Annotated in this window: 14 protein-coding genes; 5 read left to right on the forward strand and 9 right to left on the reverse strand. The window is 64.3% G+C overall.

Annotation, left to right across the window (positions count from 1 at the left end):
* Positions 1-188: 188 nt before the first annotated feature.
* Positions 189-806, forward strand: a complete 618-nt coding sequence (locus ACZYTC_RS00785) for a cytochrome b/b6 domain-containing protein (RefSeq protein ID WP_488988685.1) — start codon at positions 189-191, stop codon at positions 804-806.
* A 15-nt stretch (positions 807-821) separates the two neighbouring features.
* Complete coding sequence (locus ACZYTC_RS00790) at positions 822-1,604, forward strand: molybdopterin-dependent oxidoreductase (protein WP_488988686.1); 783 nt, start codon at positions 822-824, stop codon at positions 1,602-1,604.
* A gap of 139 nt (positions 1,605-1,743) precedes the next feature.
* On the opposite strand, the gene fabI is transcribed toward ACZYTC_RS00790, so the two are convergent.
* The 4 genes from fabI to ACZYTC_RS00810 form a co-directional block, all read right to left on the reverse strand.
* On the reverse strand, positions 1,744-2,583 hold the full coding sequence (gene fabI / locus ACZYTC_RS00795; protein WP_434957969.1) for an enoyl-ACP reductase FabI: 840 nt from the start codon (positions 2,581-2,583) through the stop codon (positions 1,744-1,746).
* Positions 2,584-2,917: 334 nt separating this feature from the next.
* Positions 2,918-4,144 carry a beta-ketoacyl-ACP synthase I gene (gene fabB, locus ACZYTC_RS00800; RefSeq protein WP_488988687.1) on the reverse strand — a complete coding sequence of 409 codons (1,227 nt, stop codon included), beginning with the start codon at positions 4,142-4,144 and terminating at the stop codon, positions 2,918-2,920.
* Between the two features lie 539 nt (positions 4,145-4,683).
* A complete protein-coding gene (gene fabA / locus ACZYTC_RS00805) occupies positions 4,684-5,190 on the reverse strand; it encodes a 3-hydroxyacyl-[acyl-carrier-protein] dehydratase FabA (protein ID WP_434957967.1) in 507 nt (168 codons plus the stop codon).
* Positions 5,191-5,386: 196 nt separating this feature from the next.
* Positions 5,387-6,760, reverse strand: a complete 1,374-nt coding sequence (locus ACZYTC_RS00810; protein WP_488988688.1) for a caspase family protein — start codon at positions 6,758-6,760, stop codon at positions 5,387-5,389.
* Positions 6,761-7,080: 320 nt separating this feature from the next.
* Here ACZYTC_RS00810 and deoA point away from each other — a divergent pair, with 320 nt between their 5' ends.
* The 3 genes from deoA (at position 7,081) to ACZYTC_RS00825 (ending at position 10,163) form a co-directional block, all read left to right on the forward strand.
* Complete coding sequence (deoA, locus tag ACZYTC_RS00815) at positions 7,081-8,406, forward strand: thymidine phosphorylase (protein WP_488988689.1); 1,326 nt, start codon at positions 7,081-7,083, stop codon at positions 8,404-8,406.
* 1 nt (position 8,407) lies between these two features.
* The gene (locus ACZYTC_RS00820; RefSeq protein ID WP_488988690.1) at positions 8,408-9,622 is read left to right on the forward strand and encodes a phosphopentomutase; all 1,215 of its coding nucleotides are present in this window, start codon (positions 8,408-8,410) and stop codon (positions 9,620-9,622) included.
* Between the two features lie 403 nt (positions 9,623-10,025).
* A complete protein-coding gene (locus tag ACZYTC_RS00825; RefSeq protein ID WP_187829587.1) occupies positions 10,026-10,163 on the forward strand; it encodes a hypothetical protein in 138 nt (45 codons plus the stop codon).
* Between the two features lie 4 nt (positions 10,164-10,167).
* Here ACZYTC_RS00825 and ACZYTC_RS00830 read toward each other — a convergent pair whose 3' ends face one another.
* From ACZYTC_RS00830 to ACZYTC_RS00850, 5 genes are all read right to left on the reverse strand, one after another.
* Positions 10,168-10,584 (reverse strand): cytidine deaminase, encoded by a 417-nt coding sequence (locus ACZYTC_RS00830; RefSeq protein WP_434957963.1) that lies wholly within the window; start codon positions 10,582-10,584, stop codon positions 10,168-10,170.
* A complete protein-coding gene (locus ACZYTC_RS00835) occupies positions 10,584-11,555 on the reverse strand; it encodes an ABC transporter permease (RefSeq protein WP_488988691.1) in 972 nt (323 codons plus the stop codon). The genes ACZYTC_RS00830 and ACZYTC_RS00835 overlap by 1 nt, the downstream gene beginning before the upstream one ends.
* A 4-nt stretch (positions 11,556-11,559) precedes the next feature.
* Entirely contained in the window at positions 11,560-12,732 is a 1,173-nt protein-coding gene (locus tag ACZYTC_RS00840) for an ABC transporter permease (protein WP_434957961.1), read from the reverse strand.
* A complete protein-coding gene (locus ACZYTC_RS00845) occupies positions 12,729-14,246 on the reverse strand; it encodes an ABC transporter ATP-binding protein (protein WP_488988692.1) in 1,518 nt (505 codons plus the stop codon). Before ACZYTC_RS00845 ends, ACZYTC_RS00840 begins: the two co-directional genes overlap by 4 nt.
* Before the next feature lie 238 nt (positions 14,247-14,484).
* Positions 14,485-15,495: a BMP family lipoprotein gene (locus ACZYTC_RS00850; protein ID WP_434957959.1), complete on the reverse strand. Its 1,011-nt coding sequence runs from the start codon at positions 15,493-15,495 to the stop codon at positions 14,485-14,487.
* Positions 15,496-15,626: the final 131 nt, after the last annotated feature.

A 15,626-nucleotide genomic window follows, 5' to 3' on the forward strand; every position in this document is an offset into this window, starting at 1 on the left:
GTCTATCAACGTAATTGCTCAGGGGTGTCGCTCCTCACCTCTATCCTCTCCCCGTAAGCACGGGGCGAGGCAAGGTGAGGGGCTGCGCGACCTCGACGGTAGGGGGAGCAAATACCGATCAACTTTTCTGAAAAACGCTCTGCCGCGGTCCGGTGCCACCCTCATCCTCTTCGGGGAGGCCTTTCGTCATGAGCGAGCCCATCTCTCGTTCCCAACCTGTCATCGCACCGATCCATTCGACCATCGTGAGGATTACGCATTGGACCAACGCCGTTGCGATGCTGATGATGATCTCCAGCGGCTGGGCCATCCATAATGCTTATCCTACCCTGCCTTTCCTCTTTCCCTCCGCCCTCACGCTCGGCGGCTCGCTGATCGGCGGCCTGCAATGGCATTTCGCCGCGATGTGGCTGGTGATGGCCAACGGCCTGATCTATCTCGTCTATGGCTTGGCCTCGGGGCGGTTTTACCGAAAATTGCTGCCGATCTCGCCCGGGGCGGTGTTTGCCGATGTCAAGGCGGCTCTGGCCGGCCGGCTCGGCCATGCGGATCTCGGCGGCTACAATGGCGTGCAGCGCCTGCTCTATCTCGGCGTGATCGTTGATGGCGTGCTGGTGGTGCTGTCGGGTCTGGCGATCTGGAAGCCCGTGCAACTGCGCCTGCTCGTGATGCTGCTGGGCGATTTCGATACGGCGCGCCTCATCCATTTTGGTGCGATGTCGATCATCGTCGGCTTTCTTATCGTGCATGTCGTCATGGCCCTGCTGGTGCCGCGCAGCCTGCTGGCGATGGTCCGCGGGCGCTGAGAGAGGGAGATTGCCATGTCCCGCCAGCCCCGAAGATCCCATCCCGATACCGGCGTGATCCTGCGCGAGGCGGCAGGCCGGCTCGATAGGCCCACCCGGCGCTACTTCCTGCGTCAGGCGCTCGGCCTGGGAACCCTGACGCTGCTGGCCGGCTGCGATGTCACCGACGGCTATAGTGCCGAAGCCATGCTGGGGCGTATCTCCGACTTCAACGATCGCGTTCAGGCCTGGCTGTTCTCGCCCGTCCGTCTGGCGCGGGAATATCCGCCGAGCGCGATCACCAGGCCTTTCCCGTTCAATTCATTCTATCAGCCCAACACGCCGGAACAGGCGCCGGTGATCGATCCCGAGGCCTATCGCCTGAACGTCACCGGACTGGTCGAGCGCCGGGCGGATTGGACGCTGCCGGAGCTGCATGCTCTGCCGCGCATCACCCAGATCACCCGCCATATCTGCATAGAAGGCTGGAGCGCGATCGGCAGCTGCTCGGGGGTGCCCTTCTCACATTTCCTGCGCCACGTCGGGGCCGATCTCGGCGCGAAATACGTCACCTTCCGCTGCGACGACAATTACGTCACCAGCATCGACATGCCCACCGCCCTGCATCCGCAGACACAGCTGACTTTCTGGTTCGACGGCCAGGTATTGCCGCGTGCCTATGGTTTTCCGATGAAGCTGCGCGTGCCGACCAAGCTCGGCTTCAAGAATCCCAAACATATCGGCGAGATCGAGGTCGGCAACGACTATGTCGGCGGCACCTGGGAAGCCCAGGGCTATAACTGGTTCAGCGGGCTGTAGTTGGCTGTTTCCTGGAAATGCCGACGTTCTCGTTCGCGTCTGGAAGCTCTGTGCTTATGGAAAAGAAAATGCGGGCGACGACGCCCGCATCTCCATGGATACTTCGCTTCCAGCGCTTCCGCGACGGGGATAGGCCGGCCTATTCGGCGGCAGCCTTCGTCGTCACGCTCGCCTCGGCAGCTTCCTGGGCCTTGAGGGCCTCGGGATGCGGCATCGAGATGATGTTGTAGCCGGAATCGACGAAATGCACTTCGCCGGTAACCCCGGTGGAGAGATCCGAGAGCAGATAGAGCGCAGAACCGCCGACCTCCTCGATGCTCACGGTGCGACGCAGCGGCGCGTGGGCGCGCTGATAGTTGAACATCAGCCGGGCATCGGAAATGCCAGCGCCGGCGAGGGTGCGGATCGGCCCTGCCGAGATCGCATTGACCCTGACGGCCTGCGGGCCGAAATCGGAGGCAAGGTAGCGCACCGAAGCCTCGAGCGCAGCCTTGGCCACGCCCATGACATTGTAGTTCGGCATCACCCGCGTGGAGCCACCATAGGTGAGGGTGAGGATCGAGCCGCCATCATGCATCAGGTCGGCGGCGCGCTTGGCGATCTCGGTGAAGGAGAAGCAGGAGATCACCATTGTCTTGGCGAAATTGTCGCGCGTGGTGTCGGCGTAGCGGCCCTTGAGCTCGCTCTTGTCTGAATAGGCGATGGCATGGACGAGGAAGTCGATCTTGCCCCATTCCCGCGCCAGCGTGGCGAAGACGCCGTCGACGGAAGCGACATTCTCGACGTCGCACGGCACCAGCAGGCTGGAGCCGACGCTATTGGCGAGCGGCTCCACGCGCTTGCGCAGGGCATCGCCCTGATAGGTGAATGCCAATTGGGCGCCTTGGGCGGCAAGGCTCTTGGCGATACCCCAGGCGATCGAATGATCATTGGCTACGCCCATGATCAGACCGCGCTTACCTTGCATGAGCCCTGTCATGGCCTGCAACTCCAAATCCTGGTCATCAGTCACTAGAGCAAAGCGCGTTTTGGTGTGAACGTTGCTTTGCTCCAGCTCCTAGGTTCGAGGCGTTTTGCGATTTGACGCGATTCCGTCAAATCGCAAAACCCTTTGGGGCTCAATCAGACCAGAATCGGCCGATCAGCCCGCATTTCCGCCTCTTTACCACGTTTTGACAAAGCAGCCGGGGATTTGCGCAGGTCCCGGATCACTTTATCTGTCTCTTTGTTACCGGGCATGCTCATCCACGGTCTTCAAACTCTGGACGAGCGCTCGCCCCGGATAGTCCGGTCGGAACAGGCGGTGACCAATCTCAGGCGTCGAGGCGCTTGAAGACCAGGGCCGCGTTGGTGCCGCCGAATCCGAAGGAATTGGACAGGACATGGCTGAGCTTGGCATTGTCGATACGCTTGCGGACGATCGGCATGTCGGCAAAGGCCGGATCCAACTCCTCGATATGCGCACTCTCGCAGATGAAGCCATTATTCATCATGAGTAGTGAATAAATTGCTTCCTGCACGCCGGTCGCACCCTGCGAATGACCGGTCAGTGCCTTGGTCGCGGCGATCGGCGGGCACTTGTCACCCGAGCCGAACACCTTGCGGATGGCCTCGATCTCGGGAGGATCGCCCGCTGGCGTCGAGGTGGCGTGCGGGTTGATGTAGTCGATCGGCGCCTTGATGTTGGCCAGCGCCATGCGCATGCAGCGCTCGGCGCCCTCACCCGAGGGGGCGACCATGTCATGGCCGTCGGAGGTGGCGCCATAGCCCGCGACCTCGCCATAGATGCGGGCGCCGCGAGCCTTGGCATGCTCCAGCTCTTCCAGCACCAGCACGCCGGCACCGGCGGAGATCACGAAGCCGTCGCGGTTCTTGTCGTAGGGGCGGGAGGCCGTGGAAGGGGTGTCGTTGTATTTGGACGACATCGCGCCCATGCCGTCGAACAGCACGGCGAGCGTCCAGTCGAGCTCCTCGCAGCCACCGGCAAACATCACGTCCTGCTTGCCGTACTGGATCTGCTCATAGGCATTGCCGATGCAATGGTTCGAGGTCGCGCAGGCCGAGGAGATGGAATAGTTGATGCCCTTGATCTTGAACCAGGTCGAGAGCGTGGCGGAGGCGGTGGAGGACATCGCCTTGGGAACGGCGAAGGGACCGACCTTCTTGGAGCTGCCCGACTCGCGCGCCTTGTCGGCGGCCTCGACAATGGTGCGGGTGGAGGGACCGCCCGACCCCATGATGATACCGGTGCGCTCGTTGGAAACCTCGTTGGCCTCCAGGCCGGAATCGAGGATGGCCTGCTCCATCGCTACATGGTTCCAGGCGGTGCCGCCGCCATGGAAGCGCATGGCGCGGCGATCGACCACTGAAGCGGGGTCGAGCGTGGGTGCGCCATAAACCTGTGAGCGGAAGCCGTATTGGGCGAACTGCTCGGCGCGCGTGATACCGGATCTGGCCTCGTGCAGGCTGGAGAGAACCTCCTGCGTCGAATTGCCGATCGAAGACACGATACCCATGCCGGTAACGACGACACGTCTCATGGCGATCCCTTCCAGTTTCGTAACCGACCCACGATCCTCTCCGAGGGGACCGCCAGGCCAGCACTGCGTTCCCTAGAGCAAAGCGCGTTTAGACAGAAACGCTTGTTTGCTCTAGCTCTTTAGTCGGACGCGTCCTTGCGATTCTTGGCGTGACCGCCAAATCACAAAACGCTTTAGAGCAAAGCGCGTTTAGACAGAAACGCTTGTTTGCTCTGGCTCTCTGTTTCCAGGCCAATCCAACGGATTGGCCAGAGCATCTTTGCGACTTCAGGCAATTCCGTCCGATCGCAAAACGCTTGAGCAGAATTTCGCAAGCGGCCCGGTTTTGGGCAAGCTCGGAAATTGTGCTCGCTGCCCGTGAATGGGCAGGACCCAATCACGGACGACCTACAAAGCGCCAACCCCGTCGGCGCGTCGAGCGTCGTCGGGGCCGCACCCTGCATGTTTCAAAGCACATTGCAATAGGCAAGCCAATGACCGGCTCGACCGGAAATGCGCTCGATCCGCACCGCGTGGAGGCCAGAAATCAGGCCTGGAACTCAAGCTTGGAACAGGCCGACGCGCAGATCCTTGGCTTCATAGATGGTACGGCCATCGGCCTTTAGCCAGCCATCCGCGATGCCGAGAATCAATTTACCCTTGAAAACCCGCTTGAGATCGACGCCATATTCGACCTGTTTGACGCTGGGCAGCACCTGGTCGGTAAATTTGACCTCTCCCACACCGAGGGCGCGGCCCCGTCCGGACTGGCCGAGCCAGCCCAGGAAAAAGCCGGTCATCTGCCAGAGGGCGTCGAGGCCGAGGCAGCCCGGCATCACCGGATCGCCCTGGAAATGGCAGGAGAAGAACCACAGATCCGGTTTGACCTCGAGCGTGGCACGTACGCAGCCTTTGCCGTTCGGTCCGCCGGTCTCGGAGATCTCCGGGATGCGATCGAACATCAGCATGGGGGGAAGGGGCAATTGCGCATTGCCGGGTCCGAACATCTCGCCGCGCCCGCAGGCGAGGAGATCTTCATATTCAAAGCTCGAACGGCGTTCCGCCATTGCGTCTCAGTCCTCATCGACCAGTCAAAATCGCGTGGCCGAACAGGCGAGCCTGCCCGCACCACGGCCTCCCCTTAACATAGCAATCCCGCAGCCGAAAGCGGGGGGAGGGTCGTGGGCGCGATGTTGCCCCCTTAAAAAGGACTCAAGCGGTCTTGTCGGACCACCGATCGGCTGGCAGCCAGGGTAGCGCTTGCTATTGCACCGCCGAATCGTAGCGAAACACCAGTGTGTCGTCGCGCCAGCCGGTCTGTGCACAGTCCTTGGCACGCCGGGGCACCTTTCCACGCAGAGTGATGGTCGGCGGTTCCCCGGCAGACGAGCCTTCGACTCGGTAGGAGATCGGTCCGCATTCGCGCGAGAAGACATAGGCCTGGCCGCGGTAGACGCCGCCGCTGGCCGTTCCCTTGAACAGCAGTGCTCCCTTGCGCACCCCGGCCTCGGCAAGGCCTGGTCGGGGTGCCTCGTAATAGAACAGGCGATTGCCTTCGCTGGCTGAAAGAGCGACGCGCGAGCCGTTATGGTCCCAATAACTCGAGACCGTATAGGGCGGCAGGTTGGATCGAGCCGGTTCGGACTGAGGTGAGGTGGCGATCGGGGCCTGCCCACCCGTGAGCTTGGCCTGGGCATCCAGCCGCCGGCGCACCGATGCGGCGCAATAGCCTTTGGGAAAATTGTCGAGATAGGCTTCGAGCTTGATCGGCGTGGGATCGATGCCGAGATCGCTGCAGGCCGCCATGTCGGCCTTGTCGAGGGACGGGCTCACCGGAATTGCTGGGAGCGGCTGTGCGGTGCCGGGCGGCGTGGCCGGGGCAGCGCTCCCGCCGAGATAGAGATCACCGAGCAGGGCCTCGTCGACCCAGGGCGTCTGGCGCTGGTTCGTCGCGGCATGAACGTCCTGGCGCACCAGAGCCAGCATCCGCCGGATCTCGATGCCGGCTTCGGGCAACCGCTTCAGCAAGGCGGCCGCGAAAGGGGAATGGGTGCCATCCCCGTCATCGGCGACGGCATTGGGGCCTGTGGCGAAGGCGACCAGTGTGCCGGTACTGGCGGCGTCGAGACGAGCCAGGCCACGCGAGGCGCCGCGGCTTGCGCTCGCCGGCAGGGGATTGTTGCGGCAGGCATCGACGAGCAGGATCTTGGCCTTGGCGCCCGAGGCGCTCAGGATGTCGCTGATGTCGTCGAGCCTGACCGTCTGGGTGGCGAGATCGACGCGGCTCTTGATGTCGGCGCCGATGGGAATGAGGAAATTGCGCTGGTCGACCTGCATGCCGTGGCCGGCATAGAACACCAGCGCGATATCGGCATCGGTGGCTTCATTGCCGAATTCGGCCATCGCCCGCAGCATGACGGCGTGGTCGGCATTCGTGGCGCGGATCACCTTGAAGCCGAGCGTTCCTCCGGCCAGCAGTGCGGCCATGGCGTCGGCATCGGCCACGGGATTGGCGAGACGGCCGAGCGTGCGATAGTCGCCATTGCCGATGACGAGCGCGACACGCTTGTCGGCGACCGCCGCCGTGGCGCTGGCCAGCCAGAACAGACACAACAACATCAAGCAACGCCGGATCATCGCCCCATCCCGGATTCACGGCAGCACCGGATCGATTGTGGCATGCCCGCCGGATGCTGGCCAGTTCGAGGGGGAACAGGGCGTGGGACGGCATCGTCAGGGCACCGGGGCTTAGGTCAGCTCGCAATAGATTTGTAAACGCTCGGACACTTTCCTTCGCATGACTTTCCTTCGTGGATCGTGGAGGCTATCGTCGCGGCCCGAAATCGAAAGGCCACGCAGGGACGGGGCCGCCAAGGCGTTTTGCGATCTGGCCTATCAGCCAGGGATCGCAAGGATGCATTCAGCTTGACCCCGTTCTGCTCCAGGGAGCCCAGTTCGTGACCCTTCTTCCCCAGGAAATCATCCGCAAGAAGCGCGATGGCGCGGCTCTATCCGCGGCCGAAATCGAGAGTTTCGTGCAAGGGCTGGTCGCCGGCAGCGTCACCCATGCCCAGGTCGCGGCCTTTGCCATGGCAGTGTTCTTCCGCGGCATGGCGATGGACGAGCGCATCGCGCTGACGCGGGCCATGACCCGATCCGGCACCGTGCTCGACTGGCGCGGCCTCGACCTGCCGGGGCCGGTGGTGGACAAGCACTCGACCGGCGGCGTCGGCGACAATGTCAGCCTGATGCTCGGGCCGCTGGTGGCGGCCTGCGGCGGCTTCGTGCCGATGATTTCAGGCCGCGGCCTCGGCCACACCGGCGGCACTCTCGACAAGCTCGATTCGGTTCCGGGCTATGCGACCCAGCCCGACCTCGCCCTGTTCCGCCGCGCCGTGCGCGAGGCCGGCACCGCGATCATCGGCCAGACCGCCGACCTCGCTCCGGCCGACAAGACCGTCTATTCGATCCGAGACGTCACGGCCACGGTCGAATCGATCCCGCTGATCACCGCCTCGATCCTGTCGAAGAAGCTCGCGGCCGGGCTGCAGGCCCTGGTGATGGATGTGAAGACGGGTTCGGGCGCCTTCATGCCGACGCTGGAGGGCTCACGCGAGCTGGCCGAATCGATCGCGACCGTCGCCACGGGCGCCGGATTGCCGACCACCGCGCTGATCACGGCCATGGATCAGCCTCTTGCCAGCGCCGCCGGCAATGCCCTGGAAGTCCGCAACGCGGTGGATTTTCTCACCGGGGCGCATCGGGACGTGCGCCTGCTCGAAGTCACCGTCGACCTGTGTGCCGAGATGCTGGTGCTCGGCAAGCTTGCCCGCGACACCGCCGAGGGTCAGGCCCGCATCGAGCAGGCCCTGGCGAGCGGGCGGGCGGCCGAACATTTCGCCCGCATGGTCTCGGTGTTGGGCGGCCCGGCCGATTTCGTCGAGCAGCCCGAGCGCTATCTGCCGGCTGCGCCGGTGGTGAAGCCCGTCTTCGCCGAGCAAGCGGGGAGGGTCGGCAGCATCGATACGCGGGTCGTCGGCCTCGCCGTGGTGGCCTTGGGCGGAGGACGCACCCGCCCGCAGGATGCCATCGACCACGCCGTGGGCCTCACCGGGCTGGCGGAGCTTGGCGCCGAGGTCGGGCCCGACCGTCCCCTGGGTTTCGTGCATGCTCGCAGCGACGCGGCGGCCGAGGCCGCAGCGGCTGGCCTGCGAGCGGCCTATCGCACCGGAGAGGGTGAGGAAGCCCTGCCGCCGGTGCTCGAACGCATTGGAGGAAGCTGAGATGGGTCGCGCGCTCCTTCTGGTGATGGATTCCTTTGGCATCGGCGCAGCCGAAGACGCCGAACACTATGGTGATGCGGGGGCCGATACGCTCGGCCATATCGCCGCCGCCTGTGCGGCGGGGCGGGCGGGCGAAAACGAGCATCGCACCGGGCCTCTGCGCCTGCCCGTGCTGGCCAGCCTTGGCCTTGGCGTGGCTGCGCAAGCGGCAACGGGTACGCTGCCGCCCGGCCTGGAAGGCGGCGTGGCTGAGGCCCTGTGGGGCTATGCGGCCGAGGTCTCCAAGGGCAAGGACACGCCCTCGGGCCATTGGGAGATCGCCGGCTATCCCGTGCCGTTCGACTGGGGCTATTTCCCCAAGGAAGTGCCGTGTTTTCCCGCCCGCCTGATCGCCGCCATCGTCAAGGAAGCCGAGCTTCCCGGCGTGCTCGGCCAGCGCCATGCCTCGGGGACGCAGATCATTGCCGAACTCGGCGCCGAGAGTATCGAGACCGGCAAGCCGATCTTCTACACCTCCACCGACAGCGTGCTGCAGATCGCTGCTCATGAGGAGGCGTTCGGGCTGGAGAGGCTGCTGTCCCTGTGCGAGATCGCCCGCCGCCATGTCGACCATCTCAACATCGGCCGGGTGATCGCGCGGCCTTTCGTCGGCGATGCCGTCGGTGGCTTCACGCGCACTGCCAACCGGCGTGACTATGCCGTGCCGCCGCCGACCGATACTCTGCTGGATGTGGCCGAACGCGCCGGACGGGGCGTCATCACCATCGGCAAGATCGGCGACATCTTCGCGCATCGCGGCACTGGCGAGAGCGTCAAGGGCCCGAGCAACGATGCCTTGATCGATCGCACGCTCGAAGCGATGGGGCGCCTGCCCGAAGGCGGCCTGCTCTTTGCCAACTATGTCGATTTCGATACGCTCTATGGCCATCGCCGGGATATTCCCGGCTATGCCGGTGCCCTGGAGCAATTCGACATGCGGCTGCCGCAGATCCTCTCGCGGCTGGGCGAGGATGACCTCCTGATCATCACGGCCGACCATGGCTGCGACCCGTCCTGGACGGGAACGGACCACACGCGCGAATTCGTGCCAGTGCTGGCGCGCCTCGGCAAGCGCACGGGACCGATCGGGCGGCGGGACAGCTTCGCCGACATGGCTGCCAGCGTGGCGGAGCATCTCAGGCTGGACTGGCAGGGGGCCGGGAAGTCGTTTTTGTAGTTCCGGGTGCGCGGGCATCTTGCCCCTAGGCGCTAACGTTGCGGCCAGAGGCGCCGGTAGCGTGGAGGGTCGATCTCCACAGCTCCATCAATTGATGGAGCGAGATCGACCACCTTTGTCCTTTAACTCGCTCGACATTTCCAAGATGGTCGATCTGGAGATCGACCCTCCAAACTGGTGCCACCACCCAAAGTTAGCGCCTATGGGCATCTTGGATGCACGGCTGCTTTTGGAAGGGCGTCGCCCCGGCCGAGGGGAGAAGCGGGCAAGATGCTTGCGCACCCGGAGACCCGCTCACCTCTTCTCAACCATGATTCCAGACGGCGCGGCGAATTCGCGCCGCGTTAACGCCGGAGCACCTGCGACGCTTTCATCATGACCCGGTTTCGAGGTGGGTTGTTTGATGATCGAGCGCATGCAGATGGTTCTCAAGGGCGGCATATCAGCCGAAGACAGGGCCCAGTTCTGGGTCGGGCTGACGCTTGCCGTCGCCACCGTCCTGCTGCTGGCAGCCAGTTTCCTCGACCTGGTGTCGATCTAATCGATCAACCCAGATTTTCCGGGCCGAAGCTCTCGGGCAGCAGCTCGTCGAGCGTGAAGCTGCGGCGGATGCCTTCGGGGCCGGCGACATGGATTGAAGTCGACGGCTTTGCGAATTCGCGGATGCGCTGGCGGCAGCCCCCGCAGGGCGTGGTCAGGCCGGGAGCTTCGGGATGGGCATCGGTCCAGCCCAGCACCAGGATTTCGGCGATTCCCGTCTCGCCATCCGCCACCATGGCCGAGATGGCGCCGCCTTCGGCGCAGGCACCGACCGGATAGGCGGCGTTCTCGACATTGCAGCCGGCATAGATCCGGCCCGAGCGGCCACGGATGGCCGCTCCCACCTTGAAGCGAGAATAGGGCGCATGCGCCTTCTCGCGCACGGCTCTGGCAGCCTCGAACAGATCCGCGAGCGCGTCCATCAGCGTTCCTTGAGATAGGGAACGCCCGCGGCCTTGGGGGGCGTCGCCGCGCCGACGAAGCCGGCCAGCATGAACACGGTGAGGATATAGGGCAGGGCCGAGATCAACTCGGAGGGCACCCGCATGCCGGCGATCACGAAGCTCGAGCCCATGCGGATCGAGATGGCATCGAGCAGGCCGAAGAGCAGGCAGGCGCCGAGCGCCGGCCAGGGCCGCCATTTGGCGAAGATCAGGGCGGCCAGGCCCATATAGCCGCGCCCGCCCGTCATGTTGGAGACGAAGGCGGCCGAATCGGCGGTGGAGAGATAGGCGCCGGCGACGCCGGTGAGCAGGCCGCAGATCAGCACGGCGCGATAGCGCAGCCAGGCCACCGAGATGCCGGCGGTGTCGACGGCTTGCGGGTTCTCGCCGACGGCGCGCAGGCGCAGGCCGAAGCGGGTCTTGTAGAGGATCCAGGCCGTTACCGGGACGCAGGCGAAGGCGAAATAGACCAGGATCGAATGGCCCGACAGCACGTCCGCATAGAGCTGGCCGAGCACCGGCACGCTCCTGATCGCCTCCGCCCCCGGCAGCTCGATCGGCTGGAAGCGCGCGGCGCCGCTCAGGCTGGGGGTACGCCCGCCCTCGCCATACCAGGCATTGCCGATGAAGGCGGTCAAGCCGAGCGCCAGGATGTTGATGGCGACGCCCGAGACGATCTGGTTGCCGCGATAGCGGATGGAGGCAATGCCGTGCAGCAGTGCAAAGCCGATGGAGACGATGATCGCCATGACGAGGCCGAGCCAGGCCGAACCATAGGTCGCTGCGGTGACCGCGGCTGCGAAGGCGCCCACCAGCATCTTGCCTTCGAGGCCGATGTCGACGATGCCCGAACGTTCCGAATAGAGGCCGGCGAGGGCGCACAGCAGATAGGGCGTGGAGATGCGGATGGCGGCGGCCGCCACGCTGGCCAGCATGATCACGGTATCCATGGCGTCATGCTCCCTTGGAGGCAGGGGTGAAGAGCTGGAACAGCATGGCGAGCTGCGGCCGGAACATCAGTTCGAGGGCGCCGACGAAGAGGATGATGATGCCCTGGATCATCACGATCATGTTCTTGTCGAAGACGGGGTTTTCGAACGAGAGTTCCTGGCCGCCCTGGATCAGCGCGCCGAACAGGATGGAGGCGAGCACGATGCCGGCGGGATGGGAGCGACCCATCAGCGAGACGGCGATGCCGATGAAGCCGGCGCCGGCGGTGTAGTCGATGATCATGCGGTGCTGTTCACCCATCAGCACATTGGTACCCATCAGGCCGGCCAGGGCGCCCGAGATCAACATGGCGATGACGATGATCTTGGCCGGGGAAATGCCGGCATAGACGGCAGCGGTCTTGTTGTGGCCGACTGTGCGCATGGCGTAGCCCAGCCGGGTCCGCCAGATCAGGGCCCAGACCAGGATGGCGGCAAGCAGCGCGATCGGGAAGGCGAGATTGACCAGCGTGAGGTCGAGCTGGATGCCGATGCCTGCCAGGATATCGCTGATCTGCGGCAGGCCGGTCGAATCGGCGAAGAGCTCGGATTTCGGCTCGCCGGAGCCCGGCTTCATCATCACGTTCACCAGGAGATACTGCACCAGCGCCGTGGCGATGTAGTTGAACATGATGGTGGTGATGACGACGTGGCTGCCGCGCGTGGCCTGCAGATAGCCGGGAATGAAGGCCCAGGCGGCGCCGAAGAGCATGCCGGCCATCATGCCGAGCGGAATGGCGAGGAACCAGGGAACGCTGCCCAGATGCAGGCAGGCGAGGGCGATGCCGATGCCGGCGATCTGGCCTTGCCCGTCCACGCCGATATTGAACAGGCCGGCATGGAAAGCGACGGCCACGGCAAGGCCGGCGAAGATGAAGGTGGTGGCGTAATAGAGCGTTGTCCCCACGGCGTTGGCGTCGCCGAATGCGCCCGTGATCATGGTGACGCCGACCGTCAGCGGATCGGCGCCCACGATGACCCAGACCGCGATGCCGGAGACGAGGAAGGCCACCACCACATTGAGCAGCGGCAGCACGACGGTGTCGGCCCACCAGGGCAGGGTGACGAGGCTGGCGCTGCTGCGCCTGGAGAAGAGCGCGCCCAGAAGGGCTGATGGCGTGGTGGTCTGACCGCTCATGCCGCCTCCCCCGACACGCCGGCCATCAACAGGCCGAGTCCGTTCTCCGTGGCATCCTTGGCCAGGCATTCGCCGGTGACGCGTCCGCCGCACATCACCAGGATGCGGTCGGACAGGCCCATGATCTCGTCGAGCTCGACCGAAACCACCAGAATGCCCTTGCCGGCGTCGCGCATGGCGATCAGGCGGCGGTGGATGAACTCGATGGCGCCGATGTCGACGCCACGGGTCGGTTGTCCCACGATCAGCAAGGCGGGATCGCGCTCCATCTCGCGGGCCAGCACGATCTTCTGGGCGTTGCCGCCCGAGAAATTGGCCGTCTTCAGCTTCGGGTCGCGCGGACGCACGTCGAAGCGTTCCATCTTGTCGGTGAGGTCGGCGATGATGCGCCGGTAATTGAGGAAGGGGCCGCTGCCGAGCTTGCGGTCCTTCTGGTAGCCCAGGATGGCGCTCTCATAGGCCGCGAAGGGTTTGACGAGGCCCATCTTCATGCGGTCCTCGGGCACATGGGCCAGGCCGAGCTCGCGCAGCTCCGCCGGGTCCGCCGCGGCGGTATTGGCGCCGCGCAGCCTGATTTCGCCCGAATGGACCGGCCGGATGCCGGCAATGGCCTCGAGCAGCTCCGACTGGCCGTTGCCGGCCACGCCTGCGACGCCGACGATCTCGCCGGACCGCACGGTGAAGGAGACGTCGTCGACGCGGGTGATGCCCTTCTCGTCCTTTACCGTGAGGTTTTTCACTTCGAGGATGACGTCGCCGGGCTTGGCCTCCGCCTTGTCGACGCGCAGCAGTACGCGGCGGCCCACCATCAGCTCGGCGAGCTCGGTGGGGTTGGTCTTGGCGGTGTCGACGGTGGCCACCATCTCGCCGCGCCGCATCACCGAGACGCGATCGGTGATCGCCATGATCTCGCGCAGCTTGTGGGTGATCAGCAGGATGGTCTTGCCCTGCTCGCGCAGGACCTTCAGGATTTCGAAGAGCTGGTCGGCTTCGGCGGGCGTCAGCACGCCCGTCGGCTCGTCCAGGATGAGGATATCGGCGCCGCGATAGAGCGCCTTGAGAATCTCGACGCGCTGCTGGGCGCCGACGGGCAGTTCGCCCACCACGGCATCCGGATCGACCTCCAGGTGATAGCTTTCCTCCAGCCGCGCCAGTTCGGTACGAGCGTGGTCGCGTCCTCTCGCCAGCAGGCCGCCGCCCTCGGCGCCGAGCATGACGTTCTCCAGCACGGTGAAGGGATCGACGAGCATGAAATGCTGGTGCACCATGCCGATGCCCGCATCGATGGCATCCTGCGAGGAGCGGATCGCCTTCCGGGTGCCGTTGACATGGGTCTCGCCGCTATCGGCCTCGTAGAAACCGTAGATGATCGACATCAGCGTGGATTTGCCGGCGCCGTTCTCGCCGATGATGCCGTGGATGGTGCCTGTCTCGACCACGAGGTCGATCGCCTTGTTGGCGTGGACGGGGCCGAAACGTTTGTCGATTTGCTTCAGTTCGAGGGCAGTTGGCAAAGGGAGCCTCGCGGGAGCAATAGGGGGCCGATCCCGGATCGGCGAAAACGGTAGGTCATGGGCGAAAGGCGGATCCTTGGACCTAATGCGGCTCACTTAAGGAACAAACGCTCCGAATTGTCATTGCCGGGTCAAGCCCGGCAATGACAAAGGTCGTGCTAACTCGAAGACGTTCAAGTGAACTGCGTTAGATCCTTGGACCCGCCTTTTACGCCATGAAAATCAGTCTGCCGCTCGCTCAGTTCACCGGGCAGACATTGTCCTTCTCGTAATTGTGCACCACCACCTTGCCGTCGGCGATGTCCTTGGTCACCGCCGCGATCGCGGCCTTGTTGGCCTCGTCGATCAGGGGCTTGTTGTTGTCGTCCATGGCCAGGGCGACGCCATTGTCCTTGATGCCGAGCACATGCGTTCCCGGCTTGAACTGGCCGGCCTCACCGTCCTTGAAGCCCTGATAGACCGCTTCGTCCACGCGCTTGAGCACCGAGGTCAGCACCTTGCCGGGATGCAGGCCGTTCTGGTTGGAATCGACGCCAATGCCGAGCTTGCCGCCATCGGCGGCTGCCTGCAGGACACCGATACCGGTCTGGCCGGCCGCTGCATAGACGATATCGGCCCCTTGCGAGATCTGCGCCTTGGTCAGCTCGGCGCCGCGACCCGGGTCGTTCCAGGCGGCGGGCGTGGTGCCGGTCATGTTCTGGATGACCTTGATCTGGGGATTGGCGGCTTTGGCGCCCTGCGCGTAGCCACAGCCGAAATTGCGGATGAGGGGCACGTCCATGCCGCCGATGAAGCCGATCGTGCCGGTCTTGCTGGTCTTGGCGGCGAGATAGCCGGCAAGGTAGGAGCCCTCGTCGGCCCGATAGACGTAAGAAGCGACGTTGGGCAAATCGACGACGCTGTCGACGATGCCGAAATTCACCTTGGGATAGGCCTTGGCTACCTTTTCCAGCACGTCGGCATAGCTGAAGCCCATCACGATAACGGGGTTGTTGCCATCCTTGGCGAAACGGCGCAGCGCCTGCTCGCGTTGCGAGGCGTTGGTGACTTCGAACTCGCGATAGGTCTTGCCGCTTTCCTTCTTCCAGCGCTCGGCCCCGTCATAGGCCGCCTCGTTGAAGGACTTGTCGAATTTGCCGCCCAAATCATAGATGACCGCCGGACCGGGCTTGTCGGCTGCCTGTGCCGTGCCAAATCCCGCAACGCCGGCTGCCAGCAGGGCAGCCAGGCCAAGAAGGGTCGATTTCATCACGCTCTCCCGCGCTTGTTCTCGCTCTTGGATGGAGGCCGCGTGAGAAAGGCTTCCCATGCAGACCTTATGGTCAACATGGCACGCCGATTGCGCTATTGAGAAGAGGCGTTGTGCGGTTGCCCCAGATT

Source organism: Labrys sp. F242 (genome assembly GCF_057813875.1).

Coding starts and splice junctions, on each gene's coding strand:
- ACZYTC_RS00785 (WP_488988685.1), top strand. CDS start 189: ATGAGCGAGCCCATCTCTCGTTCCCAACCTGTCATCGCACCGATCCAT.
- ACZYTC_RS00790 (WP_488988686.1), top strand. CDS start 822: ATGTCCCGCCAGCCCCGAAGATCCCATCCCGATACCGGCGTGATCCTG.
- fabI (WP_434957969.1), bottom strand. CDS start 2,583: ATGACAGGGCTCATGCAAGGTAAGCGCGGTCTGATCATGGGCGTAGCC.
- fabB (WP_488988687.1), bottom strand. CDS start 4,144: ATGAGACGTGTCGTCGTTACCGGCATGGGTATCGTGTCTTCGATCGGC.
- fabA (WP_434957967.1), bottom strand. CDS start 5,190: ATGGCGGAACGCCGTTCGAGCTTTGAATATGAAGATCTCCTCGCCTGC.
- ACZYTC_RS00810 (WP_488988688.1), bottom strand. CDS start 6,760: ATGATCCGGCGTTGCTTGATGTTGTTGTGTCTGTTCTGGCTGGCCAGC.
- ACZYTC_RS00820 (WP_488988690.1), top strand. CDS start 8,408: ATGGGTCGCGCGCTCCTTCTGGTGATGGATTCCTTTGGCATCGGCGCA.
- ACZYTC_RS00825 (WP_187829587.1), top strand. CDS start 10,026: ATGATCGAGCGCATGCAGATGGTTCTCAAGGGCGGCATATCAGCCGAA.
- ACZYTC_RS00830 (WP_434957963.1), bottom strand. CDS start 10,584: ATGGACGCGCTCGCGGATCTGTTCGAGGCTGCCAGAGCCGTGCGCGAG.
- ACZYTC_RS00835 (WP_488988691.1), bottom strand. CDS start 11,555: ATGGATACCGTGATCATGCTGGCCAGCGTGGCGGCCGCCGCCATCCGC.
- ACZYTC_RS00840 (WP_434957961.1), bottom strand. CDS start 12,732: ATGAGCGGTCAGACCACCACGCCATCAGCCCTTCTGGGCGCGCTCTTC.
- ACZYTC_RS00850 (WP_434957959.1), bottom strand. CDS start 15,495: ATGAAATCGACCCTTCTTGGCCTGGCTGCCCTGCTGGCAGCCGGCGTT.